Source organism: Leclercia sp. G3L (genome assembly GCF_021117075.1).
Classification (GTDB): Bacteria; Pseudomonadota; Gammaproteobacteria; order Enterobacterales; family Enterobacteriaceae; genus Enterobacter; species Enterobacter adecarboxylatus_C.
The window spans coordinates 2,686,554-2,711,339 of the sequence record NZ_CP088265.1; the positions used below are offsets into that span (position 1 = coordinate 2,686,554).

A 24,786-nucleotide genomic window follows, 5' to 3' on the forward strand; every position below is an offset into this window, starting at 1 on the left:
CCATGTCCCTACAAATACCGCGACATTAATTATCATAATTACAATAATTATTTAACCTTTAAACAATATTTAAATATTGCTACCGTGGCGCCGCACTCGACTTCATCTGCATAAATAGCGAACAATACGCTTATTACGAAGGCATTAATTATGAAAAAAATGACTGCCCTGTTGCTGGCTGCGGCGGCAAGCCTTAGTGCTGCCCCGATGGCGGCGAAGGCTCAGGCATCGCAGGATCAGGAAACGGACGTTCTGTTAATTGGCGGCGGGATCATGAGCGCCACGCTCGGAACCTATCTGCAGGAGCTTCAGCCGGACTGGTCCATGACCATGGTGGAACGTCTGGACGGCGTGGCGCAGGAGAGCTCCAACGGCTGGAATAACGCCGGGACCGGTCACTCGGCCTTAATGGAGCTGAACTACACCCCGCAGAAGAAAGACGGCTCCATCAGTATTGAGAAAGCCGTGGAGATCAACGAAGCGTTCCAGATCTCCCGTCAGTTCTGGTCTCACCAGGTGAACAGCGGCGTGATGCACGATCCGCATAGCTTTATTAACACCGTGCCGCACATGAGCTTTGTCTGGGGCGACGACAACGTTAACTTCCTGCGCGGCCGTTATGCTGCCCTGCAGCAAAGCTCGCTGTTCCGCGGGATGAAGTACTCCGAAGATCACGCCCAGATCAAGGCGTGGGCACCGCTGGTCATGGAAGGGCGTGACCCGAACCAGAAAGTGGCCGCGACCCGTACCGAAATCGGTACCGACGTTAACTACGGCGAAATCACCCGCCAGCTGGTGGGCTCTCTGCAGAAAAAAGAGAACTTCAACCTGTCGCTGAACAGCGAAGTGCGCGGCTTTAAGCGTAACGCGGACAACTCATGGAGCGTGACCGTTGCCGATCTGAAGCACAATGAAGAAGAGCACGTCATCAAGGCGAAGTTCGTCTTTATCGGTGCGGGCGGCGCGGCGCTGAAGCTGCTGCAGGAGACCGGCATTCCGGAAGCGGATAACTATGCGGGCTTCCCGGTTGGCGGCCAGTTCCTGGTGTCGGAAAACCCGGAAGTGGTGAACCGCCATCTGGCGAAAGTGTATGGCCAGGCCTCCGTGGGCGCGCCGCCGATGTCGGTCCCGCACATCGATACCCGTATCCTTGACGGCAAGCGCGTGGTGCTGTTCGGGCCGTTCGCCACCTTCTCGACCAAGTTCCTGAAGAACGGCTCGCTGTGGGATCTGCTGAGCTCAACCACCACCTCGAACGTGGGGCCAATGGTCGATGTTGGTCTGGATAACTTCGATCTGGTGAAGTACCTGATTAGCCAGGTGATGCTCTCCGATGACGATCGCTTCGAGGCGCTGAAAGAGTACTACCCGGACGCGAAGAAAGCGGACTGGCGTCTGTGGCAGGCGGGTCAGCGTGTGCAGATCATCAAGCGTGACGAAGAGAAAGGCGGCGTGCTGCGTCTGGGCACCGAAGTGGTCAGCGATAAAGAGGGCACCGTAGCCGCGCTGCTGGGGGCATCCCCGGGCGCATCCACTGCGGCACCTATTATGCTGCATCTGATGGAAAAAGTGTTCAAAGACAAAGTCGCCAGCCCGGAATGGCAGGCGAAACTGAAGACCATTATTCCGTCTTACGGTACGGCGCTGAACGGTAACGTTGACGCCACCGAGCAGGAGCTGGAGTACACCAGCCGCGTGCTGCAGCTGAAGTATGAAAAGCCGCAGGCACCGGATGCGGCGCCTCAGGCTCAGCCGCAGGCGACGTCCCAGCCGGAAAGCAAACCGGTCGCGGATATCGCGCTCTGATGCAAAAAAGCCGGGTTAACTAACCCGGCTTTTTTTTAACGCACAACGGCGTTTTCGACCTTCTCATCTGCCTGCCAGACGCGGTATTTCACCTCAACGTTGTCCGGCGTATAGACCACAATCGGCAGCTTACTGTTGTAGCGCAGCAGGCTATGCTCACCCAGATTCGCGGTCACAAATTTGGCGGTCTTTTTCCCTTCCGGGCAGGCCATCATGGTGGAGACCGGCGAGGTAACCTTATCAAAGACGTAATAGTCATAGCCCCAGCCTTCCAGCGTCTTGCTGGTTAACTGCCCGCCGAGGCGGTGCACGTTGCAGTCCACTTCCAGCGTCTGGCCGATCAGCAGCTCAACTTTATAATTCGCTTCATCTTTCTGCGCGGGCAGGTCGATAACCTGGCGCTTCATCCCATGCTCCGCCTGCGGATAAGGGGCCGTTTTCTCAAGCGATTGAGCGGCAGGGGCGGCATATGCGCTGGCGCAGGCCAGTGCCATCAGGGCGACGATGCTTTTAGATGCGTTTTTCACAGTCATTCCTTTTTATGTCAAACGGGTCATGCCTACACTATCATATCTGGTGTTTTTTGCCTGTATTTTATTTTTATCTGGTGTATATCACTGACAATTTGCCTTTGTTGTGGTTTTAAATTCTGGGTTGGTGCCGGAGGGCCGATCGTGGTAGGGTGAGCGGCAATCATTGTTATTCATCTGTGAAGGAATAAATGCATGGTACGCCAAAAACTTAACACCCCGGCGGGGAAAAAATTTCTGCTGGCACTGCTGACGGTGTTTCTGATTGCGGTGATTGGGGTGGGGCGTGTGACGATCGTCGGCGTGGTTGAGCAGTACAACATTCCGTTGACGGAGTGGACCACCAGCATGTTCGTTCTGCAATCGGCGATGGTGCTGGTCTACAGCACGGTCTTTACCGTTCTGCTGGCTATCCCGCTGGGGATCTTTTTCCTCGGGGACAGCGAGAAGCACTGAGTTTTCCCGCTTCGATATTAACGATATTTATTCGCATTCCCTCCTGCACCGTTTTCGGGTTAAATACCTGTTTTCCCGATAGCAGGAGTGGAGCATGGACTCCCGGTTTTCCACGCTGAGCCGGATCCCAAAAGGGGTCTGGGTCGTTGGCGGCGTCAGCATGTTGATGGATATCTCCTCGGAGATCATCCATAGCTTATTACCGCTGTTTATGGTGACCACGCTGGGCGCCAGCGTCATCTTTATTGGTCTTATCGAAGGGCTGGCGGAAGCCACGGCGCTGATCGTCAAGGTCTTCTCCGGCGCCATCAGCGACTATCTGGGGAAACGCAAAGGTCTGGCGCTGCTGGGCTACGGGCTGGGTGCCGCCAGCAAGCCGCTGTTTGCGCTCGCCTCCTCGTCGGGCATGATCCTCGGGGCACGCTTAATCGACCGGGTGGGGAAGGGGATCCGCGGTGCCCCCCGTGACGCGCTGGTGGCCGACGTGACGCCGCCTGAACTGCGCGGTGCAGCCTACGGGCTGCGGCAGTCGATGGACACCCTCGGCGCTTTCCTTGGCCCGCTGCTGGCCGTGGGCATGATGCTGTTGTGGAACGACGATTTCCGCACTATTTTCTGGATCGCCGTTATTCCCGGCGTGCTTGCCGTCGCGCTGCTCTTTTTTGGTCTCCATGAACCCGCCTCTCCGATTGCGCACAAGCGTACCAATCCGATTAAAAAAGAGAACCTGAAGCGCCTCGGCGCCAGCTGCTGGTGGGTGATTGGCCTGGGCGCGGTCTTTACCCTGGCCCGCTTCAGCGAGGCATTTCTGGTGCTCCGGGCCCAGCAATCCGGTATTCCGCTGGCGCTCATCCCGCTGGTGATGGTCGCCATGAACCTGCTTTACGCCTTTTCGGCCTATCCGTTCGGCAAACTCTCCGATGCCATGAGCCACACCCGTTTGCTGCAGTGGGGGCTGGCGGTGTTGATCGCGGCGGATATTGTACTGGCGCTGAGCACCCACTGGGCGGGGATCATCATCGGCGTGGCGCTGTGGGGCATCCATATGGGAATGACTCAGGGGCTGCTGACCGCGATGATTGCAAAAACGGCACCCGCCGACCTGCGCGGTACCGCCTTTGGCCTCTTCAGCATGGTGAGCGGCGTGGCGCTGCTGATTGCCAGCCTGGGGGCGGGCATTATCTGGGAGACGTGGGGCGCGGAATACACCTTCTATGCCGGAGCGGCGATTTGCATCGTGACGCTGGCGTACCTGCTCAGGCGTCCGGCGACCTTGTAAAGCGCACAATAGCGGAAAAGTATTCAGTAAAAAATTCGGCGAGTTAGCACCGTTTTGTTACCAATGTGGTCCTTTCTTTCAGGAGATTTTTATGAAAAGGACCACACTTTATACTGCGCTGGCGTCAGCCCTGCTGCTGCCATCACTATACGCCCATGCCGGCCCGCAGGCGCACGTCGTCTGCGCTTACAACCACACCCTGGGCGATGACGCCATCATGATGTTTGGCAAAGTCAATCAGGCGATGTGGCACGACTTTTTCGGTAATACCCGCACCGATGCTTACTCCTCTTATGATTAGCTGCGCCAGCAGCCAGAAACCACCTGTGATAACAAAGCCGACAGCTCGGCTTACTGGGTGCCCTCCCTGCGTCTCCCGGACGGCACGGTAGTGAAGCCGGCGTATCAGAAAACCTATTATCAGGCCAATAACGTCGATCAGTATCCGCTCAGCCCATTCCCCGCCGGGCTGGAGATGCTTGCAGGCGATCACCATGGTACGAAACCCAACTTGCGGATCACCTTTTTATGCGCCAACGGTAAAGGTTACACAAATACAGTGGGTGAAGTCTGTGGGCTGAGAAAAGCCAATGATGCCGTGCAGTTTAATATCGGGATCCAGTTCCCCAACTGCTGGGACGGCATCAACCTGAAGCCGCACCACGGGATGGCCAATGCCGTTTACGATGTGAAAGGGCAGTGTCCTTCCGGCTTCCCGGTGAAGCTCCCGACGGTGAACATGAACGTGGCCTGGGTGCTGCACGGCATCACCTCTCTGGATACGGCGAAAGCGCAGCTGTCGCTTGATCCCACCATGAATGGCGATGCGCGCGAGGAGCACTGGGGCAGTCTCTATACCGCTCATGCCGACTTTATGAACGGCTGGACTGAAGATGCGGCGCGCTTTATGACCGAGATGTGCATGAATCAGGGCATGGATTGCGGCACCAACGTGCCTTACGGCTATTCGAAGGCGCTGGCGAATGTCTGGGTGAGCAGCGAGACGCCGACCACGCCGGTTCCGACGGCGCAGACCCTGTTAATCCAGGATAACTGGAAAAACGGCGGCCGTACCCGTAACGTGGAGACCATGAGCCTGGTGAAATTTAAGATCCCTGCGCTGCCGGCCGGCCAGGATCCCGCCCTCTTCAAATACAAGATCCGCATCTATGGCGGGAAAGTCGAAGCCAACGGCGCGGATCAGATCTTCTTCTATCCGGCCAGCAACGACTGGGATCCGGCTACCGTCACCTGGAAAACCCGGCCTTCCTGCAACTACAGCTCGGATGCTGTCCTGTATCTCAACAACAAGCGTGAGTACCGGATGGTGGATGTCGATAAGGCGGTGCGTAAAGCCCTGGCCGCAGGCAAGACGGAAATCTCCTGGTACATCGGTGGCGACCGTCAGGGCAACCACTATCAGTTCAGCCCGGCAGATTCAAAAGAGAGCCTGCTGCTGATGCTGACCGGATACAAACATACCCCGGAAATCTAACCAGCAGGATGCCATGCAGCAGCCGGCCCGCTGACGGGCCGGCTTTGTCTTCCTTTACAAATGATTACACTTATCGCGAGGGTAAGCAAAAGACATTCAATTCAGTTGGTTACAAATACGACCGGCTCACGCTTATTTCATTTGAAACACCCATCAAACGCGTTGAAATCAAAAAATACTCTTTAATCATCAACGGCCTGGCATCTCTCCCTGATTCATATCAATAACTTATTAGTTTCCCTTTAATACAATTTCGTTTGTGAATCACAGCACGCAATGCTAATTTTCATCGCGAATTAACACTGTGTGGTTTTTAAGCAGCGTAAAGCACTGTTCAGAGTGCGGCTGACTCTCTGTTTTTCAGCATCTTTCTTTATATTTGGTGGGTACGGGTATGGTTAAAAAATTACTGATCGCTGTTGTGCTTTCCTCGTTAGTTTCCGGGCCAGCAATGGCAATTAACGCCAGTTTCCGCGAGCAGCTTATCCGCTCCGGGTGTAATCAGCAGACTGAGATGGACGGCAGCTGTGATGTTCATAAAACCAAAGCGGAGAACCAGAAATCCGCAGAGCTGAACAACTTTCTGCGCGACAGCGTTCGAGGGCAAAAGGTTGATGCAGCTTACAGCGCGCTTGAGGGATATGGTTTTAAAAATACGCAGCCTTTGACCTGGGTAAAGGGTAAGCAAAAGGTGATCCTGAAAATCGATAACGCTGATGTGGTGACCAGCGCCACCGTCGCGCACTGATTCAGTCTGAAAAATTGAATGCCCTCACAGCCCATTTAGGGCTGTTGCTCAGGCATAAAAAAACCAACCGCAACGGGTTGGTTTTGTTTGGGATTTTTGGTCGGCACGGAGAGATTTGAACTCTCGACCCTCGCCACCCCATGACGATGCGCTACCAGGCTGCGCTACGTGCCGACAGGTAAAATTTATACTACCCATTTCCGCGTTTAATGCAAGGCCAGTTCAGGCTAACTGATTAATTTTAAATCAATTAGCAATAAACCGTTTTTCATCCGTCAGCACCTGTAACAGCAGGCTGAGCTGTGGCGTCTGGTCGTTAAGTTTCTCACCCTGCGGGTTATAGGTTTTGTAGCTGCCGTTGCTGTTCAGTACCAGCGTCAGGGCTGGCGTCGTGACGGCCAGCGTATTGTTGCTGGCGGCCGTCACCCAGTTATGGCGACGTGTGGCGCTGAACAGATCCTGACCCTGGGAATACTCGTTGGCAGGCGTGCTGACGTGGAGCAGACGCTGCATCAGAGTGGTCATCACATCTTTGTGATCGGTCAGCATGTTAATGCGCTGCGATGGTGTGCCAGGCCAGTGGATCACCAGCGGAACATGCAGACGAGGGCGGGACCAGTCGACATCGTTGCGCTCGTTGCCCAGCGGCACGCCGTGACCCGCGGTGATCACCACCACCGTATTCTCCAGCTTGCCGGATTCACGCAGGGCGTTCAGCACGCGCGCAATCTGGGCATCCACATCGCCGGCAGCCTGAGCGTAGCGGCGGGCAAAGGTTTTCTGGTTGCTGTCATCCAGCGTGGTGCCGTTGAAGGCAACCCAGGAGAACCAGCGGTTATCGTCCTGGGCATAGCGGTTCAGCCAGCTGATCCACTGTCCGGCGGTCTGAGCGTCGGACTGGCTGCGGGTGGCCGGCAGCGAGAAGTCGGACAGCAGCGCCTGACGGAAGAGCGGGCTGCTGAAGCCATCAGACGAGAACAGCCCCAGTTGGTAACCCTGCTGATTCAGGCCGGTGATCAGCGCCGCAGGAATACGCGACGACAGCACGCCGTCCATATAGCCCGGCGAAATACCGTAGAACAGGCCGAAGATCCCGGTATCGGTGGCGTTACCGGAACTCATATGCTGGGTAAAGTTGATGTTCTTATCGGCAAACTCCGCCAGCGTCGGCATCTGCTTCTCAAAGCGCGAGTAGTTCAGGCCGTCAACGGTGATCAGCAGGACGTTCTGACCCTGGCCCATATCACGGTAGCGCAGATCGCTGAGCGGATACTGCACCGATACCGCTTCGGGATCGCCTTGCTCAATCAGGCGGCGCTGATACTCCTGCGCATCCAGCAGGCCGTGTTTCTCGAGGAAGCGGCGGGCGGTCATCGGATAGGAGAGCGGCAGGTTCGCGCGCTGCATGGTGATCGGCCGATAGAAGTTGGCATCTGCCCAGATATACATGAAATGCGAGCCGATAAAGGCCACAAAAAACAGGGCGGCAACCGGTTTGGCGTAGCGACGACGGCGCGTCAGGCTGCGCAGCTTTTGCCAGCTCCAGGTAGCAAACAGCATCTCAATCAGCAAGATAATCGGCACGCTGATAAACATCAGCTGCCAGTCACGAGCCGTTTCGTTCTGGTCGGGGTTAATCACCAGTTCCCAGACGACAGGATTAAGATGGAGATGGAAACGGGTAAAGACCTCACTGTCGATCAGTAACAGCGTCATGCCCGCGGTGGCGAGGATGGCGGAGACAAACCGCATCAGCCGCTGCGACATGACGACAAACGTCAGCGGGAACAGGATCAGAAGATAGGTCGAGAACACCAGAAAGCTGAAATGGCCAATGACGCTCATCCAGGAGTAGATACGCCCGGCAAGCGTGGTTGGCCAGTCGGCGACAAACAGATAACGACTGCCAAGCACCATCGCCAACAGAATGTTGAACAGGGCAAACCAGTGCCCCCAGCTAACCATCTGGGAGACTTTTTCACGGTAGCGCTGACGATTCGTCACCATAAACTGTCGTTCGTTTCCCTTAGTGCGCCTGGTCGTCGTTAACCGAGGACTGTAAGGCCTGGGCGAAAGATTTCGCGATCGCCTGGCGCTGGGCCGGCGCAACGCTGGTATTGATAAGGTTCGTCACCATATTTCCCAGAACCATCAGGGAAAGGTCGGTTGGCGCCTTATGTTTTTCCAGTACGTTGAGCAGCTCACTGAGCATTTGTTCAACGTGTTCATCACTATAGCGGGAGAGTTGTGGCATAAATCGAAATCTGTTTGTGGAGGAAAGGGCAACATATTACCGTAGCAACAGCTTTTTTTCCCCTTTTTTATCTTCGGTTGCATACATGACTGGCGGGTGGTTGAATACGGCCCGGTCTAAAAGGAGAGTTTATCATGAGTCTGGATATCAACCAGATTGCCCTGCACCAGCTTATCAAGCGTGATGAGCAAACCCTTGAGCTGGTGCTGCGCGATTCGTTACTGGAACCTACGCCTACTGCGGTTGACATGATCGCGGAGCTGCACCGGGTTTACAGCGCCAAAAACAAAGCCTATGGCCTGTTCAGCGAAGAGAGTGAACTGGCGCAGACGCTGCGCCTGCAGCGTCAGGGCGAAGAGGATTTCCTCGCCTTCAGCCGGGCCGCTACCGGTCGCCTGCGCGATGAGCTGGCTAAATACCCGTTTGCCGATGGCGGGATCGTCCTGTTCTGCCACTATCGCTACCTGGCGGTGGAGTATCTGCTGGTGGCGGTGCTGAACAACCTGAGCAGCATGCGCGTCAATGAGCAGCTGGATATCAGCTCCACCCACTATCTGGACATCAACCACGCGGATATCGTGGCGCGGATCGATTTGACCGAATGGGAAACCAATCCGGAATCGACCCGCTATCTGACCTTCCTGAAAGGGCGGGTAGGGCGCAAGGTTGCCGACTTCTTTATGGATTTCCTCGGCGCCAGCGAAGGTCTGAACGCCAAAGCGCAAAACAAAGGCCTGCTGCAGGCGGTGGATGACTTCACTGCCGAAGCCGAGCTGGACAAGTCCGAGCGCCAGAACGTGCGTCAGCAGGTGTACGCCTACTGCAACGAGCAGCTGCAGGCAGGGGAAGAGATCGAGCTGGAGTCGCTGTCAAAAGAGCTGGCAGGCGTCAGCGAGGTGAGTTTCCAGGAATTTACGGCGGAGAAGGGCTACGAGCTGGAAGAGAGCTTCCCGGCGGATCGCAGCACCCTGCGTCAGCTCACTAAGTTTGCCGGCAGCGGCGGTGGGTTAACCATAAACTTTGATGCCATGCTGCTGGGCGAGCGCATCTTCTGGGATCCGGCGACCGACACGCTGACCATTAAAGGCACCCCGCCGAACCTGCGCGACCAGCTACAGCGTCGCACGTCCGGCGGTAAATAACGGCCATAAAAAAACCCCGCAATGCGGGGTTTTTTCTCAACCTGTTAGCGATTACGCGCGAACGAAGTCGATGTGAGACAGTTTTGGCTTGAACGGGTGACGCTGAACAGCCTGAACCTTCACTTTTTCTTCTTTACCGTCAACAACCAGGGTCAGAACTTCGCCGTAAAAACCAGGCTTGTCCTGCAGGTTCCACACTTTGTCGTGGTCCAGTTCGATTGCGATCGGAGCAGCTTCGCCGCCATAGATGATGGCAGGGAATTTGTTTGCTACGCGCAGGCGGCGGCTCGCACCCTTGCCCTGCTCTTTACGTGCTTCTACATTGATAGTTAACATTGATTTCTCTCTGTACATATTATTCCTGCTACAGGCGACCCAGCAGCAGGTAAGTGTTCTGCCTCACGGATGTGAAGCGGGCGGCATTTTATACTCAAATGGCCCGCACATCAATGAAAAGTCCCTTTATCCACGTAATTCGTTGGCCCGGCGATAGCGGCCTTCATAATCGAAAACCTTCTCGCGTACCTGCCAGAACTGCCCTTTTTTGCGCGCAACCACAAAGTCAGGGTGGCGCAACAACGGCTGCTGATGGACGATGTCCGCCGCGGTGATCCAGCGCAGCGGCACCCCCGGCGTGCGGGTATGCGGGCGGATAAACAGCTGCTCAAAGGCGGTACGCTGGGCGGGCGTCTGCAGACGGAAGCGCTCACTCACATCGGCTCCATCCTCATCGTAATAGGTGATTTTCAGCCATTCGCCTTTCTCATCCGCGCCCTGAGCCAGCACCATCCCGCTGCAGCGCAGCACCAGCGCATCCTTCAGCTTCAGGGCCGCTTTCAGCATATCGTCGGGATCGACCAGCACCGTATCGCAGGCGCGACAGCGGCGAGCGGCAATATCGTTTTCGGCGTTACACTGCGGGCAGTTTTTGAAGCGGAAGCGGTAGTCGCACTGCTCGCGATGGCCCTCGTCATCTTCAAACCAGCCCTGACAGCGGCGGCCAAAGTGCTCAATCAGGGTGCCGTCAGCGGTGGTTTTGCCCCAGAAGGTGTTGGCAAACCCGCAGCCGGGACAAAATACCTGCACGGGAACGTTGTCACTTTTTCCCTTCGGCGCGCCCACTTCCGGGGCGTACAGGTCGTGAGGGTTACCGGCGTAATCCAGAATCAGGCAGTCGGTTTTGCCGGGGGCTAAGCGCAGGCCGCGGCCCACGATCTGCTGATACAGGCTGACGGATTCGGTCGGACGCAGAATAGCGATCAGATCGACGTGCGGAGCGTCAAAGCCGGTCGTCAGCACTGACACATTGACCAGATAGCGGAACTGCTGCGCCTTAAAATCTTCTATCAACCGGTCGCGCTCGCTGCCCGGCGTTTCGCCGGTGATAAGCCGGGCCTCGCTGGCGGGCAGAAGGCCGGTGATTTCCCGGGCGTGCTCGACGGTGGCGGCAAAAATCATCACCCCTTTGCGTTCGGCGGCAAACTCCATAATCTGGCTGATGATGTGTGGGGTAATGCGATCCTGCTTTTTCAGCTCGCGGTTGAGATCCGCCTCGCTGAACAGGCCGTTGCTCTGCACCTGTAAACGACTGAAGTCGTACTGCACCACCGGCATGTCCAGCCGCTCCGGCGGCGTCAGGTAGCCGTGTTTGATCATGTAGCGCAGCGGCAGCTCGTAAATGCAGTCGCGGAACAGCGCCTTTTCATTGCCGCGCACCATGCCGTGATAGTGAAAGCGGTAGATCCAGCCTTTGCCGAGGCGGAACGGGGTGGCGGTGAGACCCAGCAGACGGATTTGCGGATTCACGCTCTTCAGGTGAGTCAGGATCTGCTGGTACTGGCTGTCGTCGTCGTCGCTGATGCGATGGCACTCGTCCACGATCAGTAGCGAGAACTCGCTCTGAAATTTGTCCAGATTGCGCGCCACCGACTGCACGCTGCCAAACACCACCTTGCCGTGGCTCTCTTTACGCTGTAAACCGGCGGCAAAAATATCGGCCTCCAGGCCCAGCGCCAGATACTTGGCATGGTTCTGCGCCACCAGCTCTTTGACGTGCGCCAGCACCAGCACGCGGCCGCGCGCCAGGCGTGCCAGTTCAGCGATCACCAGGCTTTTTCCCGCACCCGTGGGCAGGACGATGGCGGCCGGTTCTTTATGCTGGCGAAAGTGGGCGAGGGTGGCGTCCACGGCTTCCTGTTGATAGGGGCGAAGTGTAAAGGTCATGGTTACTCAGCTTTGTTATCTCGCACATAGTATGCCACGAAACTTTTTCCCTTGAGTGGCGCACAGAGCCCGTTATACTGGGCTGTTGTTAACTGCTTCTTTTCCGGGCGCCCCGTCCGGCTCCCGGCACCTTTAAGGCTAAAATTATTTCATGCGACTTGATAAGTTTATCGCTCAGCAACTCGGCGTAAGCCGCGCTATTGCTGCGCGTCTGATTCGCGGCAGCCACGTTACCGTGGATGACGACATTGTGCGAGACAGCGCGTTCAAACTCCAGCCTGAGCATCAGGTGGAATATGAAGGCAATTCACTGACCCAGCAGAACGGCCCGCGCTACTTCATGCTCAATAAGCCGCAAGGCTATGTCTGCTCGACCGATGATCCCGATCATCCGACCGTGCTCTATTTCCTCGACGAACCCGTGGCGCACAAGCTGCACGCTGCCGGGCGTCTGGACATCGACACCACCGGCCTGGTGCTGATGACCGACGACGGCCAGTGGTCGCATCGTATTACCTCCCCGCGTCACCACTGCGAGAAAACCTACCTGGTGACTCTTGAATCCCCGGTAAGCGACAGCACGGCAGAACAATTCGCCCATGGCGTCCAGCTGCATAATGAAAAAGATCTGACCAGGCCCGCCGTGCTGGAAGTGATCACCCCTACCGAAGTGCGTCTGACCATCAGCGAAGGGCGCTACCACCAGGTAAAACGCATGTTTGCTGCCGTGGGAAACCACGTTGTTGGTCTGCATCGCGAACGGATCGGAGAGATTGCTCTCGACCCGGAACTTGAGCCAGGCGAATACCGCCCGTTGACGGAAGAAGAAATTGCCAGCGTTGGCCTCTCTTCTCGCTAATTTCAGGAGCTAACTGTGACCACCAGGCCACACTCGTCGTTCAGCATTGTCTTTATCCTTGGCCTGCTGGCCATGCTGATGCCGCTGTCCATCGACATGTATCTGCCCGCGCTGCCGGTGATCGCTGAGCAATTTGGCGTACCGGCCGGTAGCGCCCAGATGACCCTCAGCACCTATATCCTCGGCTTTGCCCTCGGCCAGCTGCTGTACGGACCGATGGCCGACAGCCTGGGCCGCAAACCGGTAATACTGGGCGGGACGCTGGTGTTTGCCGGCGCGGCGGCGGCCTGTGCGATGTCGCAGTCCATCGATCACCTGATTGTGATGCGTTTCTTCCACGGCCTGGCGGCAGCGGCGGCCAGCGTGGTCATCAATGCCCTGATGCGTGATATCTACCCGAAAGAAGAGTTCTCCCGCATGATGTCCTTCGTCATGCTGGTCACCACCGTTGCGCCGCTGGTGGCGCCGATGGTCGGGGGCGCGGTGCTGGTGTGGTTCAGCTGGCATGCGATTTTCTGGATCCTGGCGCTGGCGGCCCTGCTGGCCTCGGCGATGATCTTCTTCTTTATAAAGGAAACCCTGCCCGCTGAGCATCGGCAGAAGTTTCATATCCGCACCACGCTCGGCAACTTTGCGTCACTGTTTCGCCACAAGCGCGTGCTGAGCTATATGCTGGCCAGCGGCTTCAGCTTTGCCGGGATGTTCTCCTTCCTCAGCGCCGGGCCTTTTGTCTACATCGAGCTTAACCACGTCTCACCGCAGCATTTTGGCTACTACTTTGCGCTGAACGTGGTGTTCATCTTTGTGCTGACGATGATTAACAGCCGCTTCGTTCGCCGGGTAGGGGCGCTGAACATGTTCCGCATCGGGCTGTGGATCCAGTTCGTGATGGCGATGTGGATGGTGGTGACCGCCTTCTTCGACGTGGGCTTCTGGACCCTGGTAGTGGGTATCGCGGCCTTTGTCGGCTGTATATCGATGGTGTCGTCCAACGCGATGGCGGTGATCCTCGATGAGTTCCCGCATATGGCCGGGACCGCCTCTTCCCTTGCGGGTACTTTCCGCTTCGGCATCGGGGCCATTGTCGGGGCGCTGCTCTCCCTGGCGACCTTTACCAGCGCCTGGCCGATGCTGTGGTCAATTGCCCTGTGCGCTACCGGTTCAATTCTTTTCTGCCTCTACGCCAGCCGACCACGAAAAGCGGTCAAATAAGGCACAAAAAAGGTCCCGCCGGGGCCCTTTTTTGATGCCGGTCAACCAAAACAGGTTTCGTTGACGCCATGTTTGTTTCTTTTATGTAAAATATATTTGTGTAAATAGTCACAGCTTTGTACCTAAAAAGGTTGTGTTAGATCACAGAAACGGGTACATATAGCGCCGCCATCGATCTGAAACACTGACAAAAAGCCCTGAGAAATAAGACGCCAGAGCCCGTGGGAACTGGGTGTAAGCGTTTTCTTACTCAAAATAGAGCAAGTGTTTAATGATGTGTTACTATAAATGTAAATAGATTGTGAAGTATATTTTGCTTCCGGGGAACAAACGTGAATACATTACAGCTCTCCATTATCCATCGCTTGCCGCAGAGCTATCGCTGGTCGGCGGGTTTTGCAGGCTCGAAGGTTGAACCGATTCCGCAAAACGCTGCGAACAGTGACAACTGTCTGGTGGCGCTCAAGCTGCTGGGGCCGGAAGAGGGCAACGCATGGCCAGTGATGGAAAAGCTGAGCCAGGCGCTGACGGATATTGAGCTTTACAGCTCGGTCCTGGAGTGCGAAGGCGAGCCGTGCCTGTTCGTGAAAAGCCAGGACGAATTTGCGGCAACCTGCCGTCTGAAAAACTTCGGTGTGGCGATTGCCGAATCCGTAGCAGGACAGGATCCTGTCTGAGCGTCAGCGTAACGCTAATAGCTGACGCGTGTACTCCTGCGTCGGCGCGGCAAACACGCGCTGACACTCTCCTTGCTCGACCACCTCTCCCTGCCGTAACACAATCACCTGGTGACAAAGCGCCCGTACCACCTGTAAATCGTGGCTGATAAAGATATAGGCCAGCCGGTGCTTTTGCTGGAGCTCCTTCAGCAGCGCCAGAATCTGCGCCTGCACGGTTTTATCCAGCGATGAGGTGGGTTCATCCAGAATAATCAGCTCCGGGCGCAGGATCAGCGCGCGGGCAATGGCGATGCGCTGGCGCTGGCCACCGGAGAAGGCGGCAGGATAGCGATGCCGGGTCTGTGGATCCAGCCCCACTTCGCCCATTACCCGAATCACTTCCTCTTCCCGCGCCTTAAGGCTGAGCTCGGGTTGATGCACCCGCAGACCCTCTTCAATAATTTGCTGCACGTTGAGACGTGGATTCAGGGAGGAGTTCGGATCCTGAAACACCACCTGCATCCGGTGGCGGACGGGCAGCATCTGTCGGCGATCCCAGCGTTGCAGCGGCCGGTCGTCAAACACAATCTCCCCTTTCGAGGCGATCAGGCGCAGCAGCGCCAGCCCGGTGGTGCTCTTGCCGGATCCGGATTCGCCCACCAGTCCCAGAGTTTCGCCGGGGCGTAACGTGAAGCTGACGTTGTTCAGCACCTGCTTGTTGTCCACCACCCGCCGCAGGAGGCCTTTGCGCACCGGAAACGCTACCGAGAGATCTTTTACGCTCAATAGCGGTTGCGCAGCGTCCGGCAGCGGAACGGGATCCCCGGCGGGCTCGCTGTTGAGCAGCCGCTGGGTATAGGGGTGCTGGGGTGCGGCAAGCAGCGTCGCGGCCCGGTTCTGTTCCACGCAGCGGCCGTTTTGCATCACCGCCACCCGGTCGGCCAGCTTTTTCACGATGCTGAGGTTGTGGGTGATAAACAGCAGGCTCATGTTCAGCTCGTCGCGCAGCTCGCGTAACAGCTGCAGGATCTGCGCCTGCACCGTGACGTCCAGCGCGGTAGTCGGTTCATCGGCAATCAGCAATTCCGGGCGGGTCAGCAGCGCCATGGCGATCATCACCCGCTGGCGTTCACCGCCGGAGAGCTGATGCGGAAAATCACCGAGCCGTTTTGCAGCATTGCGGATCCCGGTGCGTTCGAGGCAGTCGAGCATTTCCCCGCGCGCCGCCTCTTTACGCATCCCGCGGTGCAGGGAGAGCACCTCATAGAGCTGTTTTTCCAGGGTATGCAGCGGGTTAAGCGATACCATTGGCTCCTGGAAAATCATGGCGATCTTGTTGCCCCGCACCCCGCGCAGGGTACGCTCGTCGGCATGCAGCAGCGACTGGCCATGGAACAGGATATCGCCCTGGGGATAGACCACCGGCGGGGCGGGGAGCAGGCGCAGAACCGAGAGGGCGGTGACGCTCTTCCCGGAGCCCGATTCCCCCACCAGCGCCAGCGTTTCCCCTGCATCTATTTGCAGGGAGATATCGTTGACCACGGTGCGCAGCTCGCCCTGCTGGCGAAAAGCGATGGAGAGAGCGTCGATGTGAAGCAGAGGCTGGGTCATCTTAAACCGCCTTATTCGGATCAAAGGCATCGCGGACCGCTTCGCCAATGAAAATCAGCAAAGAGAGCAGCACGGCGACGGAGAGAAAGGCGGCGATCCCGAGCCACGGCGCCTGAAGATTGTTTTTGCCCTGTAACAGCAGCTCGCCCAGCGACGGTGACCCCAGCGGCAGGCCGAAGCCGAGGAAATCGAGCGAGGTGAGGGTGGTGATGGAGCTGCACAGAATAAACGGCAGGAAGGTCAGGGTTGCCACCATAGCGTTCGGCAACATATGGCGGAAGATGATCCCGCGATCGCTCACCCCCAGCGCCTGAGCGGCGCGGATGTAGTCGAAGTTGCGGGTGCGCAGGAATTCCGCCCGCACGACGCCCACCAGCGCCATCCAGCCAAAGAGCACCGTAATAGCCAGCAGCCACCAGAAGTTGGGCTGAACCACGCTGGAGAGCAGAATAATTAAGAACAGCGTCGGCATCCCGGACCAGACTTCGATAAACCGCTGCCCCCAGAGGTCAATCTTCCCGCCGTAATAACCCTGAATCGCTCCGGCCAGTACGCCCATCACGCTGGAAAACAGGGTCAGCAGCAGGCCAAACAGAATGGAGATCCGCGTCCCGTAGAGAATGCGCGCCAGCACATCCCCACCGTTGGCATCGGTGCCGAGCCAGTTTTGCGCCGAGGGCGGAGACGGGAACGGCATGGTGGTGGCAAAGTTAATGCTGGTGGCGCCAAAGCGGACCGGCGTCCACAGCACCCAGCCGTGCTCGCTAAGCTGCGCCTGCAACCACGGGTCCTGATAATCCGCTGCGGTGGCAAAAGGACCGCCAAAATCGCTTTCGCTGTACTCTTTCACCACCGGAACGTACCAGCGATCGTTAAAGTGCACCAGCAGCGGCTTGTCGTTGGCAATGAGTTCCGAACAGAGGCTCAGGGCGAAAAACAGGGCGAAAATCCACAGCGACCAGTAGCCGCGGCGATTGTCACGAAAGCGAGCCCAGCGGGCCTGGTTGATGGGGCTTAAGCGCGGCATCAGCGACCCTCAAAATCAATACGCGGATCGACCAGCGTATAGCAGATATCGCTGAGGATATTCAGCAGCAGGCCAATCAGGGTGAAAATATAGAGCGTGCCAAACATCACCGGATAATCCCGCGAGACGGTGGCCTCGTAGCCCAGCAGCCCCAGGCCATTGAGCGAGAACATCACCTCAATGAGCAGGGAGCCGGTAAAGAACATGCTGATAAAGGTGGCAGGAAAACCGGCGATCACCAGCAGCATGGCATTGCGAAAAATGTGTTTCCACAGGATGCGTCGCTCGCTCACCCCTTTGGCGCGGGCGGTGACCACGTACTGCTTGCGGATCTCGTCGAGGAAAGCGTTTTTGGTCAACATGGTCAGGGCCGCAAAGCCGCCGATCACCGTCGCCAGCACCGGCAGGGTGATGTGCCACAGATAGTCGGTGATCTTCTTGTACCACGGCAGGCTGCTGAAATCGGTCGACACCAGCCCGCGCAGCGGGAAGATATCGAAGTAGCTCCCGCCGGCAAAGAAGACGATCAGCAGCACGGCAAACAGGAACGCCGGGATCGCATAGCCAACAATAATGAAGGTGCTGCTCCAGATATCGAACCGGCTGCCGTTATCCATCGCTTTGCGGATGCCGAGCGGGATCGAGACCAGATAGATAATCAGGGTGCCCCATAGCCCCAGGGTGATGGAAACCGGCAGGCTCTCTTTAATCAGATGCAGCACCGAGGCGCTACGGAACAGGCTGTCGCCAAAATCAAAGCGCAGATAGTCCCCCAGCATTTTGAAGTAACGTTCGTGGATCGGCTTATCAAAGCCGTAGCGCTGGGTGATCTCGGCGATCACCTCCGGATCCAGGCCGCGCCCGCCGCGATAGTGGCTCTCATTGATATTGCCGACCCCGGTGCGGGCGTGGCTGGCGCGCATGCCTTCATCGCCCCCGCCGGGCATCGTCCCGCTGTTACCGAATTCGATGGCGGCAATCGCCTGATCCACCGGGCCGCCCGGGGCGATCTGCACGATAAAAAAGTTGATGGTGATGATCGCCCACAGGGTGGGGATCACCAGCAGTAAACGACGAAGTAAATAAGCGCCCATTGCGTATCCTTAACGCCGTTCGGCGGGTAATTTCGCCGCTCTGTTAACGTCATACCACCAGTTTTCAAACCCGAGAGCATAGACCGGGCGCTGGGCAGGAAGGGCGAACTTATCCCAGCGGGCCACCCGGTCCTGGCCCATAAACCACATTGGCAGCATGTAATAGTTCCAGGTCAGGACCCGATCCAGCGCCCGCCCGAGGGGTAGCAGCTTCTCTTTATCGCCCTGCGCGGCAACGATCTGCGCAATCAGGGCATCGACCGCCGGGTTTTTCACCCCCGGCGCATTATAGGTTGAGTCAATGTATTCTGAGGACCATGAGATCTGCAGGTCAGTCCCGGGCCAGGGCATCGCCCGCCACAGGCGCGGCATCATATCGTAATCGCGGTTGCGCATCCGGTTGGTGGCTTGAGAATTATCCACCTGGCGGATGTTCATGGTAATGCCCAGCCGTTCAAGGTTGTGCTGGAACGGCAGCACCCACTGGTTATTGCCGCCGGAGGCCAGCAGCAGTTCAAAGCTGAGCGGTTTACCGGTTTGCTTGTTGACCCGCTGCTTATTTTTGATTTCCCATCCGGCCTCATCCAGCAGCTGGCTGGCCTTCAGCAGGTTGTTGCGATCGTAGCCGTCGCCTCCAGAGACGGGAGGCCGGAAGACGCGGGTAAAGACCTCCGGTAGAATAGCGCTTTTCAACGGCGCGAGAAGCGTCAGTTCTGCGGCATCCGGATAGCCCTTCGCCGCATACTCCGTGTTCTGGAAATAGCTGTTAACCCTGCTGTATGCACCGTAGAACAGCGCCTTGTTCATCCACTCAAAATCAAAGGCGAGGGTAATGGCCTCGCGGACGCGGCGATCGCTGAATACCGGGCGCTGAATATTAAACGCCAGCCAGCGCGTGTCCTGAGCGGAGTCGTTTTTCAGCGCCTCTTTCACGATAAAGCCGCGGTCAAAGTTTTTCCCGGTGTAGCGCGTGGCCCAATTTTTGGCGCTGCTTTCGACCCGCATATCAAAGGCACCCGCTTTAAAGGCTTCGAAGGCCACGTTGTCGTCCAGATAGTAGTCGTAGCGCAGGGTGTCAAAATTCCAGCGGCCCCGGTTCACCGGCAGATTGGCCGCCCAGTAATCTTTCACCCGGGAGTAGATCAGATACTGTCCCATCCGCCAGTGGGTGATGCGATACGGCCCACCCGCCAGCGGTGGGGTGGCGAGCGGATCGCTGAGCTTGTGGTCTTTCCAGAACTTTTCGGGCATCACCGGCAGGGTCAACAGGCTCAGCATGTCCTCTTTATTGGGTTTAGGCAGCGTGATGCGTACCGTCAGCGGGGCGATGGCCGTCACCATCGCCCCTTTATAGACCAGCCGGAACTGCGGCACTCCTTCGGTCATAAATTTATGGAAGGTGAAGGCCACGTCGCTGGCCTTCACCGGCGTGCCGTCATGAAAGCGCGCCAGCGGGTTGATGGTCAGCTCCATCCAGGAAAAATCATCGGCGTAGCGTGCCTGCTCTGCCACCAGCGGATAGTAGCTGCCGGGCTCATCGTCAGAGGTGGTAAAGAGGGTATCGTAGAGGGCGTCGGTGCGCTCGGCCGCCACGCTGCGCAGGGCGTAGCGGTTGAAGTTGTCGAAGGTGCCAATGGCTGCAAGAGTAACGCTGCCCCCTTTGGGCGCGGCAGGGTTGACGTAGTCGTAGCGATCGAAATTGATGGCATATTTCGGCTCGCCAATCACCGCGAACGCGTAGCTCTCTTTGATGGTTTGCGCCTGGCCGAGTCCACTCATCATCGCCATCAGCAGCACTACTATGCGCACAATCATTCCGCTACGTTTTCCTCTTACAGTCTGGCCGGGCCGGATACCTGAATAATAAGTGACGTAGCGGTGGTTGGGAAATTATTCGCGGTCCAGGTGAACATCAGGCTGCCAGATCTGTAGCTGCTCCAGGCGCATCGGGCGGCTGATCCAGTAGCCCTGCAGCATATTGACGCCGTGATCGCGCAGCCACTTCGCCTGCTCGGGGGTCTCGACCCCTTCGGCGATGGTCACCATGTTGAGTCGTTGGGCGAGGGTCAGCACCGTGTCCAGCACCGGGGAGGTGACGGTTTCCATGCCGATGGCGTTAACGAAGCCCCGATCGATTTTGAGATAGTCCATGGTAAAACGCTCAAGGTAGATCAGGGCGCTGTGCCCGGTGCCAAAGTCATCCACCGCGATTTCAAACCCTTCCAGGTGCAGCCACTCAAACAGCTTTGTTGCTTCCCGCTGATTCAGCATATCGCGCTCGGTAATTTCGAGCACAAGCTGGAAATGATCCGGTGGCAGCGAGGCGGCAAACTTACGCATATCGTCCTTGAAGCTGTCGGCGTGCAGGTGACCCGGGGAGATATTAATCCCCAGCTTCGAACCCGGGGGAAGGCGTTTTTTCAGCGCCGGGGCGTCGCGCAGGATCAGGTCGAAGAGATGCAGGGTCAGCGGCACAATTAATTTCTGCGCTTCCGCAAAGCTAATAAAGGCATCCGGCGGGATCTCGCCAGCGCCTGGATGGTGCCAGCGCATCAGGACCTCCACGCCGCCCATTTGCATGTTAGTCGCGTCCACGACCGGCTGATAGACGACGTAAAACTGATTCTGCTTAATGCCGGTGAGGATCTCTTTACGCGGGTTGGCGCGGTTCATCAGCCCGTAGAAACAGAGCACCCCAATGCTTGAGCCGCACATCAGTCCAAACAGCAGCGCAAATTGCAGATCGGCCAGCGTCCAGGTTTCGGCGTACAGATGAATGGTCAGCGGCAGCCCCTCAATCTGGCTGGCGCGTGCAGGGTGTTCCTTCAGGTCCGAAACAGGGATTAACTGGTTTGAATAGGTCGAAAAAGCGGTCTTGCCGATAATAAGGGCAATACCCGCAAATTCATCCTGGCGGGCGGTATATAACAGATAAGGGGTCAGGTTGAGATTAATAGAGGTAAATACCCCGCCGTTATTCAACAGCGGATTTCGGTGCCATAACACAATGGCCGGTTTTTTCGGCATCATCGGGGTACCGGGCAGCAGGGCCATATCGACCTCTTTATCGACGTCGATATCCGGCACCAGATCGCTGAGCGGGACATGCATCGGCCCGGTTGCTGACGAGCAGAAGGCGATTTTATCTTTTACCAGCAGGAAGGCTCGGACGTTAAGACTGAATGCGGCGCGGGAGGTTAATTCGGCGCTGACCTCGTGGCACTGGCTTAAGGTCAACGGCTGCAGTTCATCAACGGAGACGCGCAGCTCTTTGAAATAATCCGCCATGTAGTCATGGAGGTCGGTAATCAGGTTATCGAATTTCACTTCCCGTTTGTGATAACTGAAAAAAAACTGCATACCGCCGCAGAGCAGGGCGACAATAAGACCGACAAGCACGCTGAGCATCAGCACTTTGCGGCGGGTTGATAAACGGCGGGTAAATATAAATGGTATCGGATCCTGATGTGCCGCCCGCGTTATCATGACGGCTAAACTCACGCAACTATCAGACTATAGCCTGGAACGACCAGACCTGATTTCAATGTTGAGGTACAAAAAAAAGCACTGCATAAGCAGTGCTTTTTTACCATGCTGTCAGCCAAGGGAAACGGACAGCACAGGCGGTTAACTGCGAGTCAGTACACGACGCGCTTCATTGTAGCGCTTCTTCCAGTAGGGCTCGTTCATACTGGAGATCGTTACACCACTGCTGGTGGACGCGTGGACAAACTGGTCGTTACCAATATAGATGCCGACATGACGGCCGGTTGAACCCGCACGGAACAGAACTAAATCGCCGGTGCGTAAGCTGCTACGCGAAATCGATTTGCCCATTTCCTGTTGTTCATAGGTTGAACGCGGAAGTTCTAAACCAAACTGTTCGCGGAAAGTACGCTGTACGAAACCGGAACAATCAATCCCTTTACGTGTTTCGCCGCCAAGGCGATAGCGCACGCCTTTCCAGCTAGCATACTGGTCCATTAATCGGGATTTAATATCCAGATTGCTGACCATTTTTTCAAATTCATCCTGAGAAGCTTGCAGTGAAGAGGCGTCTTCCGACCCCACAACACGCGTCTCAGGATGCATATTCTTTGCGGTATTCGATGCGCTACAAGCTGAAAGCAGAACCGCTACTGCAATCGCCGGGATCACCCGTGAGAAGTATCTCAAAATCGGTTGAGATTTGACCATGTTGTTTATTATCCCTTGAAGTCCTTAACGACAAATATCGTTATAAAAAATGCCAAGCGAGACGAGACTAAATACCTGCGCACTATCAGACAATTCTTTATGGTCAAATCTGTGGCGAATCGCACAAATTTATTTACAACGATAATAATTGTAGCGCTGAGGTAAAACGATTCTGAGAGTACCCGATCGGGCCAGCCATTGCGAGCAAAAATATCCAATTTTTTATAAGAAAATGTGATACCGAAAGTTTGCTGCCGGGATAGCAATATCAGGGAGTAATTTAGGTTAAGGATTGTACAACGCGTTAATTTCTAACGTGATTAATATGACAGGAAGATGACAAGAGCGGGGAGAGCAAGCCGATAATCCATCAGAGATCGGCAATGATCCCTGATGGATACTGTTAATTTCGGTGAGTAACTTGTTTTAAGATTGTTGAATTACCCGGGGCAGGTAGCGATCAAAAAAGGTTATTAAGCGCTCACTCAATGGGGTCATCAGACACCATGGAAGCCCAATCAACGCCACCGAAAGGGATCCGACGGCAATATCGCTGAACCAGTGCGCGCCAATCATTACCCGTGGGAAAGAGAAAACCATAAAAATAATCAGGGCTAATGCGAAAGTCTTATGACCAAAATAGCGCCACATAAACGCGGTGAAAATAAGCAGCATCATCCCGTGATCGCCCGGGAAACTGTCCTTCGAAGCGTCCTTTGTCGAAATATGCAGCAATTCACTGACGCGGTAGATATCCGGGAAAAATAGCGTCGGACTCGCGCGTTTTACCGGAATAAGGGCCTGCGCCAGCTGGTTCAGAACCACCGCGGTCAGCAGCATTACCAGGCCAATCATCAGAATGCGTCGCCGTCCGGCAGCGCTTTCGTTGCGCCAGAAGGTGAGCATCAGGTAGCCCATCGCCAGCAGGGAGCAGACGTCAAAGGCGCGGTTGTTGGTGATCGCCACCAGCCACAGGAAGGCGCGACTCTCCACCAGCTGGTGGTTGAAGAAGTGAAATATCCCGCTGTCCAGCGGGAACCAGAAACCGTGGTTGGCCGGCAGATACCAGGTTAAAAAGAGGGCCAGGCCAGCCAGGTTGAGTAATAAAATGGGTAATAGTCGGGTTTTCATTATCATGCCGTCAGCAGTTAAATCAGGGCAACGTTAGTTGCCCGAACTTAAACGAAGCTTCAACAAGCTCGACTGTAAGGCGTTCCAGTCGGTGTTAACCGCACTAATTAACTCTATTCGGCTATCCGGCGGCGCCACGCCCTGCGTCTCGATGTGAAAATCGGCCCCCTGACGATTGACCTGTAAGAGCCCCTCGGGAATACGCATTACCCCTTTCACGCGCTCAACCGGTGCCAGCCGCACCCACTCGAGCAAACCGATAGTGTCGAAGCAGGTGTCGGCGTCGAACACCCAGCCGCAGGCCTGATGCCCCTGGCCGCTGTTCAGGCTGCGACGCCAGCGCTGATGCGCAGGCAGGCTTAGCGCGGCCAGCCCCTGTTTTTCGCCGTGGCTGTGGGTATGGGCAGCGCTGGCGGGCAACGCATTCAGATTACGCCGCGGCAGGTCAAGCAAGGTATTGTTGATATTCCCCTGAGTGGTATACGCGAGCTGACGTTCACCGCCGAAGTGCTGCCACCAGATATCCAGCGCGGCGCGGCTTTCCGCGGTGGCACGATCCTCTTTATTGGCGATGATGACGTCGGCGGCGGCAAGCTGATCGCGGAAATTCTCGTTCTGGACATATTTCTCGTCCAGCAGCTGACGCGGGTCGAGCAGACACAGGGTAGCGCGCAAATCGATCCAGGGCTCATAGACCGGGGCGGTGAGCAGGTCGAGGATCTGCTTCGGATGGCCCAGCCCGGTGGGTTCAATCAGCAGCCGGTCGGGCTTGCCCTGACGCAGTAGGGTGTTCAGCCCCACCTGCATCGGCAGGCCGTTCACGCAGCACATGCATCCCCCCGGGATCTCCTTCACCAGCGCCCCGTTATCGGCCAGCAGCGCGCCATCAATGCCGATCTCGCCAAACTCATTGACCAGTACGGCCCATTTTTCAGCAGGATCTTTATTCGCCAGCAGGTGTAGTATCGACGTGGTTTTCCCGCTGCCGAGAAAGCCAGTAATGAGATTGGTTTTAGTCACAGGTGCTCCAGGGGTGATAAATGTAATGCTATAACAATTATCA

Annotated in this window: 23 protein-coding genes and 1 tRNA gene; 10 read left to right on the forward strand and 14 right to left on the reverse strand. The window is 56.5% G+C overall.

From position 1 onward, the window contains the following. The first annotated feature begins 150 nt into the window (after positions 1 to 150). The gene (gene mqo, locus LRS40_RS14195; protein ID WP_231311858.1) at positions 151 to 1,806 is read left to right on the forward strand and encodes a malate dehydrogenase (quinone); all 1,656 of its coding nucleotides are present in this window, start codon (positions 151 to 153) and stop codon (positions 1,804 to 1,806) included. Between the two features lie 35 nt (positions 1,807 to 1,841). On the opposite strand, the gene eco is transcribed toward mqo, so the two are convergent. Continuing rightward, positions 1,842 to 2,339: a serine protease inhibitor ecotin gene (eco, locus tag LRS40_RS14200; protein ID WP_255673205.1), complete on the reverse strand. Its 498-nt coding sequence runs from the start codon at positions 2,337 to 2,339 to the stop codon at positions 1,842 to 1,844. A gap of 192 nt (positions 2,340 to 2,531) precedes the next feature. Here eco and LRS40_RS14205 point away from each other — a divergent pair, with 192 nt between their 5' ends. From LRS40_RS14205 to LRS40_RS14225, 5 genes are all read left to right on the forward strand, one after another. Further along, positions 2,532 to 2,792, forward strand: a complete 261-nt coding sequence (locus LRS40_RS14205; RefSeq protein WP_142486511.1) for a DUF2534 family protein — start codon at positions 2,532 to 2,534, stop codon at positions 2,790 to 2,792. Positions 2,793 to 2,886: 94 nt separating this feature from the next. Continuing rightward, positions 2,887 to 4,071: an MFS transporter gene (locus LRS40_RS14210; RefSeq protein WP_231311859.1), complete on the forward strand. Its 1,185-nt coding sequence runs from the start codon at positions 2,887 to 2,889 to the stop codon at positions 4,069 to 4,071. Between the two features lie 91 nt (positions 4,072 to 4,162). Next, entirely contained in the window at positions 4,163 to 4,372 is a 210-nt protein-coding gene (locus tag LRS40_RS14215; RefSeq protein WP_231311860.1) for a hypothetical protein, read from the forward strand. Beyond that, a complete protein-coding gene (locus tag LRS40_RS14220; RefSeq protein ID WP_231313895.1) occupies positions 4,373 to 5,566 on the forward strand; it encodes a DUF1996 domain-containing protein in 1,194 nt (397 codons plus the stop codon). It begins immediately after the preceding gene. 394 nt (positions 5,567 to 5,960) lie between these two features. Continuing rightward, on the forward strand, positions 5,961 to 6,314 hold the full coding sequence (locus tag LRS40_RS14225; protein WP_231311861.1) for a hypothetical protein: 354 nt from the start codon (positions 5,961 to 5,963) through the stop codon (positions 6,312 to 6,314). A gap of 97 nt (positions 6,315 to 6,411) precedes the next feature. On the opposite strand, the gene LRS40_RS14230 is transcribed toward LRS40_RS14225, so the two are convergent. The 3 genes from LRS40_RS14230 to LRS40_RS14240 form a co-directional block, all read right to left on the reverse strand. Continuing rightward, a tRNA-Pro gene (locus LRS40_RS14230) sits at positions 6,412 to 6,488 on the reverse strand. Between the two features lie 72 nt (positions 6,489 to 6,560). Further along, complete coding sequence (gene yejM, locus LRS40_RS14235) at positions 6,561 to 8,321, reverse strand: LPS biosynthesis-modulating metalloenzyme YejM (protein ID WP_231311862.1); 1,761 nt, start codon at positions 8,319 to 8,321, stop codon at positions 6,561 to 6,563. Between the two features lie 19 nt (positions 8,322 to 8,340). Further along, a complete protein-coding gene (locus LRS40_RS14240) occupies positions 8,341 to 8,568 on the reverse strand; it encodes a YejL family protein (RefSeq protein ID WP_032612681.1) in 228 nt (75 codons plus the stop codon). A gap of 134 nt (positions 8,569 to 8,702) precedes the next feature. Here LRS40_RS14240 and yejK point away from each other — a divergent pair, with 134 nt between their 5' ends. Continuing rightward, the gene (gene yejK / locus LRS40_RS14245; protein WP_231311863.1) at positions 8,703 to 9,710 is read left to right on the forward strand and encodes a nucleoid-associated protein YejK; all 1,008 of its coding nucleotides are present in this window, start codon (positions 8,703 to 8,705) and stop codon (positions 9,708 to 9,710) included. Between the two features lie 51 nt (positions 9,711 to 9,761). On the opposite strand, the gene rplY is transcribed toward yejK, so the two are convergent. After that, positions 9,762 to 10,046 carry a 50S ribosomal protein L25 gene (rplY, locus tag LRS40_RS14250; RefSeq protein WP_106995380.1) on the reverse strand — a complete coding sequence of 95 codons (285 nt, stop codon included), beginning with the start codon at positions 10,044 to 10,046 and terminating at the stop codon, positions 9,762 to 9,764. Positions 10,047 to 10,172: 126 nt separating this feature from the next. Further along, complete coding sequence (locus LRS40_RS14255; RefSeq protein WP_231311864.1) at positions 10,173 to 11,933, reverse strand: DEAD/DEAH box helicase; 1,761 nt, start codon at positions 11,931 to 11,933, stop codon at positions 10,173 to 10,175. Between the two features lie 151 nt (positions 11,934 to 12,084). Here LRS40_RS14255 and rsuA point away from each other — a divergent pair, with 151 nt between their 5' ends. From rsuA to LRS40_RS14270, 3 genes are all read left to right on the forward strand, one after another. Then, positions 12,085 to 12,792, forward strand: coding sequence for a 16S rRNA pseudouridine(516) synthase RsuA (gene rsuA, locus LRS40_RS14260; RefSeq protein WP_142486505.1), 708 nt, complete (start codon positions 12,085 to 12,087; stop codon positions 12,790 to 12,792). A gap of 15 nt (positions 12,793 to 12,807) precedes the next feature. Then, a complete protein-coding gene (locus LRS40_RS14265; protein WP_142486504.1) occupies positions 12,808 to 14,004 on the forward strand; it encodes a Bcr/CflA family multidrug efflux MFS transporter in 1,197 nt (398 codons plus the stop codon). 332 nt (positions 14,005 to 14,336) lie between these two features. Then, a complete protein-coding gene (locus LRS40_RS14270) occupies positions 14,337 to 14,681 on the forward strand; it encodes a YejG family protein (protein WP_142486503.1) in 345 nt (114 codons plus the stop codon). Positions 14,682 to 14,684: 3 nt separating this feature from the next. Here the strand turns inward: LRS40_RS14270 and yejF are convergent, their stop codons facing one another. The 8 genes from yejF to LRS40_RS14310 all read right to left on the reverse strand — a co-directional run bounded on the left by yejF (position 14,685) and on the right by LRS40_RS14310 (position 24,743). After that, the gene (gene yejF, locus LRS40_RS14275; RefSeq protein WP_231311865.1) at positions 14,685 to 16,274 is read right to left on the reverse strand and encodes a microcin C ABC transporter ATP-binding protein YejF; all 1,590 of its coding nucleotides are present in this window, start codon (positions 16,272 to 16,274) and stop codon (positions 14,685 to 14,687) included. Position 16,275: 1 nt separating this feature from the next. Then, positions 16,276 to 17,301 (reverse strand): ABC transporter permease, encoded by a 1,026-nt coding sequence (locus LRS40_RS14280; RefSeq protein WP_231311866.1) that lies wholly within the window; start codon positions 17,299 to 17,301, stop codon positions 16,276 to 16,278. Beyond that, the gene (locus tag LRS40_RS14285) at positions 17,301 to 18,395 is read right to left on the reverse strand and encodes a microcin C ABC transporter permease YejB (RefSeq protein ID WP_156264260.1); all 1,095 of its coding nucleotides are present in this window, start codon (positions 18,393 to 18,395) and stop codon (positions 17,301 to 17,303) included. The genes LRS40_RS14280 and LRS40_RS14285 overlap by 1 nt, the downstream gene beginning before the upstream one ends. A 9-nt stretch (positions 18,396 to 18,404) precedes the next feature. Beyond that, complete coding sequence (locus LRS40_RS14290) at positions 18,405 to 20,210, reverse strand: extracellular solute-binding protein (protein ID WP_231311867.1); 1,806 nt, start codon at positions 20,208 to 20,210, stop codon at positions 18,405 to 18,407. 75 nt (positions 20,211 to 20,285) lie between these two features. After that, the gene (locus LRS40_RS14295) at positions 20,286 to 21,842 is read right to left on the reverse strand and encodes a cyclic di-GMP phosphodiesterase (RefSeq protein WP_231313896.1); all 1,557 of its coding nucleotides are present in this window, start codon (positions 21,840 to 21,842) and stop codon (positions 20,286 to 20,288) included. A gap of 180 nt (positions 21,843 to 22,022) precedes the next feature. Then, on the reverse strand, positions 22,023 to 22,592 hold the full coding sequence (gene mepS / locus LRS40_RS14300) for a bifunctional murein DD-endopeptidase/murein LD-carboxypeptidase (RefSeq protein ID WP_039031038.1): 570 nt from the start codon (positions 22,590 to 22,592) through the stop codon (positions 22,023 to 22,025). 426 nt (positions 22,593 to 23,018) lie between these two features. Continuing rightward, positions 23,019 to 23,723, reverse strand: coding sequence for a phosphatase PAP2 family protein (locus LRS40_RS14305; RefSeq protein WP_231311868.1), 705 nt, complete (start codon positions 23,721 to 23,723; stop codon positions 23,019 to 23,021). A 33-nt stretch (positions 23,724 to 23,756) separates the two neighbouring features. Then, positions 23,757 to 24,743 carry a GTP-binding protein gene (locus LRS40_RS14310; protein ID WP_231311869.1) on the reverse strand — a complete coding sequence of 329 codons (987 nt, stop codon included), beginning with the start codon at positions 24,741 to 24,743 and terminating at the stop codon, positions 23,757 to 23,759. Positions 24,744 to 24,786 lie beyond the last annotated feature (43 nt).

Excerpts from the sequence above, each read along its gene's own strand:
- mqo (WP_231311858.1), top strand. The coding sequence starts at position 151 with ATGAAAAAAATGACTGCCCTGTTGCTGGCTGCGGCGGCAAGCCTTAGT.
- eco (WP_255673205.1), bottom strand. The coding sequence starts at position 2,339 with ATGACTGTGAAAAACGCATCTAAAAGCATCGTCGCCCTGATGGCACTG.
- LRS40_RS14205 (WP_142486511.1), top strand. The coding sequence starts at position 2,532 with ATGGTACGCCAAAAACTTAACACCCCGGCGGGGAAAAAATTTCTGCTG.
- LRS40_RS14210 (WP_231311859.1), top strand. The coding sequence starts at position 2,887 with ATGGACTCCCGGTTTTCCACGCTGAGCCGGATCCCAAAAGGGGTCTGG.
- LRS40_RS14215 (WP_231311860.1), top strand. The coding sequence starts at position 4,163 with ATGAAAAGGACCACACTTTATACTGCGCTGGCGTCAGCCCTGCTGCTG.
- LRS40_RS14225 (WP_231311861.1), top strand. The coding sequence starts at position 5,961 with ATGGTTAAAAAATTACTGATCGCTGTTGTGCTTTCCTCGTTAGTTTCC.
- yejM (WP_231311862.1), bottom strand. The coding sequence starts at position 8,321 with ATGGTGACGAATCGTCAGCGCTACCGTGAAAAAGTCTCCCAGATGGTT.
- LRS40_RS14240 (WP_032612681.1), bottom strand. The coding sequence starts at position 8,568 with ATGCCACAACTCTCCCGCTATAGTGATGAACACGTTGAACAAATGCTC.
- yejK (WP_231311863.1), top strand. The coding sequence starts at position 8,703 with ATGAGTCTGGATATCAACCAGATTGCCCTGCACCAGCTTATCAAGCGT.
- rplY (WP_106995380.1), bottom strand. The coding sequence starts at position 10,046 with ATGTTAACTATCAATGTAGAAGCACGTAAAGAGCAGGGCAAGGGTGCG.
- LRS40_RS14255 (WP_231311864.1), bottom strand. The coding sequence starts at position 11,933 with ATGACCTTTACACTTCGCCCCTATCAACAGGAAGCCGTGGACGCCACC.
- rsuA (WP_142486505.1), top strand. The coding sequence starts at position 12,085 with ATGCGACTTGATAAGTTTATCGCTCAGCAACTCGGCGTAAGCCGCGCT.
- yejF (WP_231311865.1), bottom strand. The coding sequence starts at position 16,274 with ATGACCCAGCCTCTGCTTCACATCGACGCTCTCTCCATCGCTTTTCGC.
- LRS40_RS14280 (WP_231311866.1), bottom strand. The coding sequence starts at position 17,301 with ATGCCGCGCTTAAGCCCCATCAACCAGGCCCGCTGGGCTCGCTTTCGT.
- LRS40_RS14285 (WP_156264260.1), bottom strand. The coding sequence starts at position 18,395 with ATGGGCGCTTATTTACTTCGTCGTTTACTGCTGGTGATCCCCACCCTG.
- LRS40_RS14290 (WP_231311867.1), bottom strand. The coding sequence starts at position 20,210 with ATGATTGTGCGCATAGTAGTGCTGCTGATGGCGATGATGAGTGGACTC.
- mepS (WP_039031038.1), bottom strand. The coding sequence starts at position 22,592 with ATGGTCAAATCTCAACCGATTTTGAGATACTTCTCACGGGTGATCCCG.
- LRS40_RS14305 (WP_231311868.1), bottom strand. The coding sequence starts at position 23,723 with ATGAAAACCCGACTATTACCCATTTTATTACTCAACCTGGCTGGCCTG.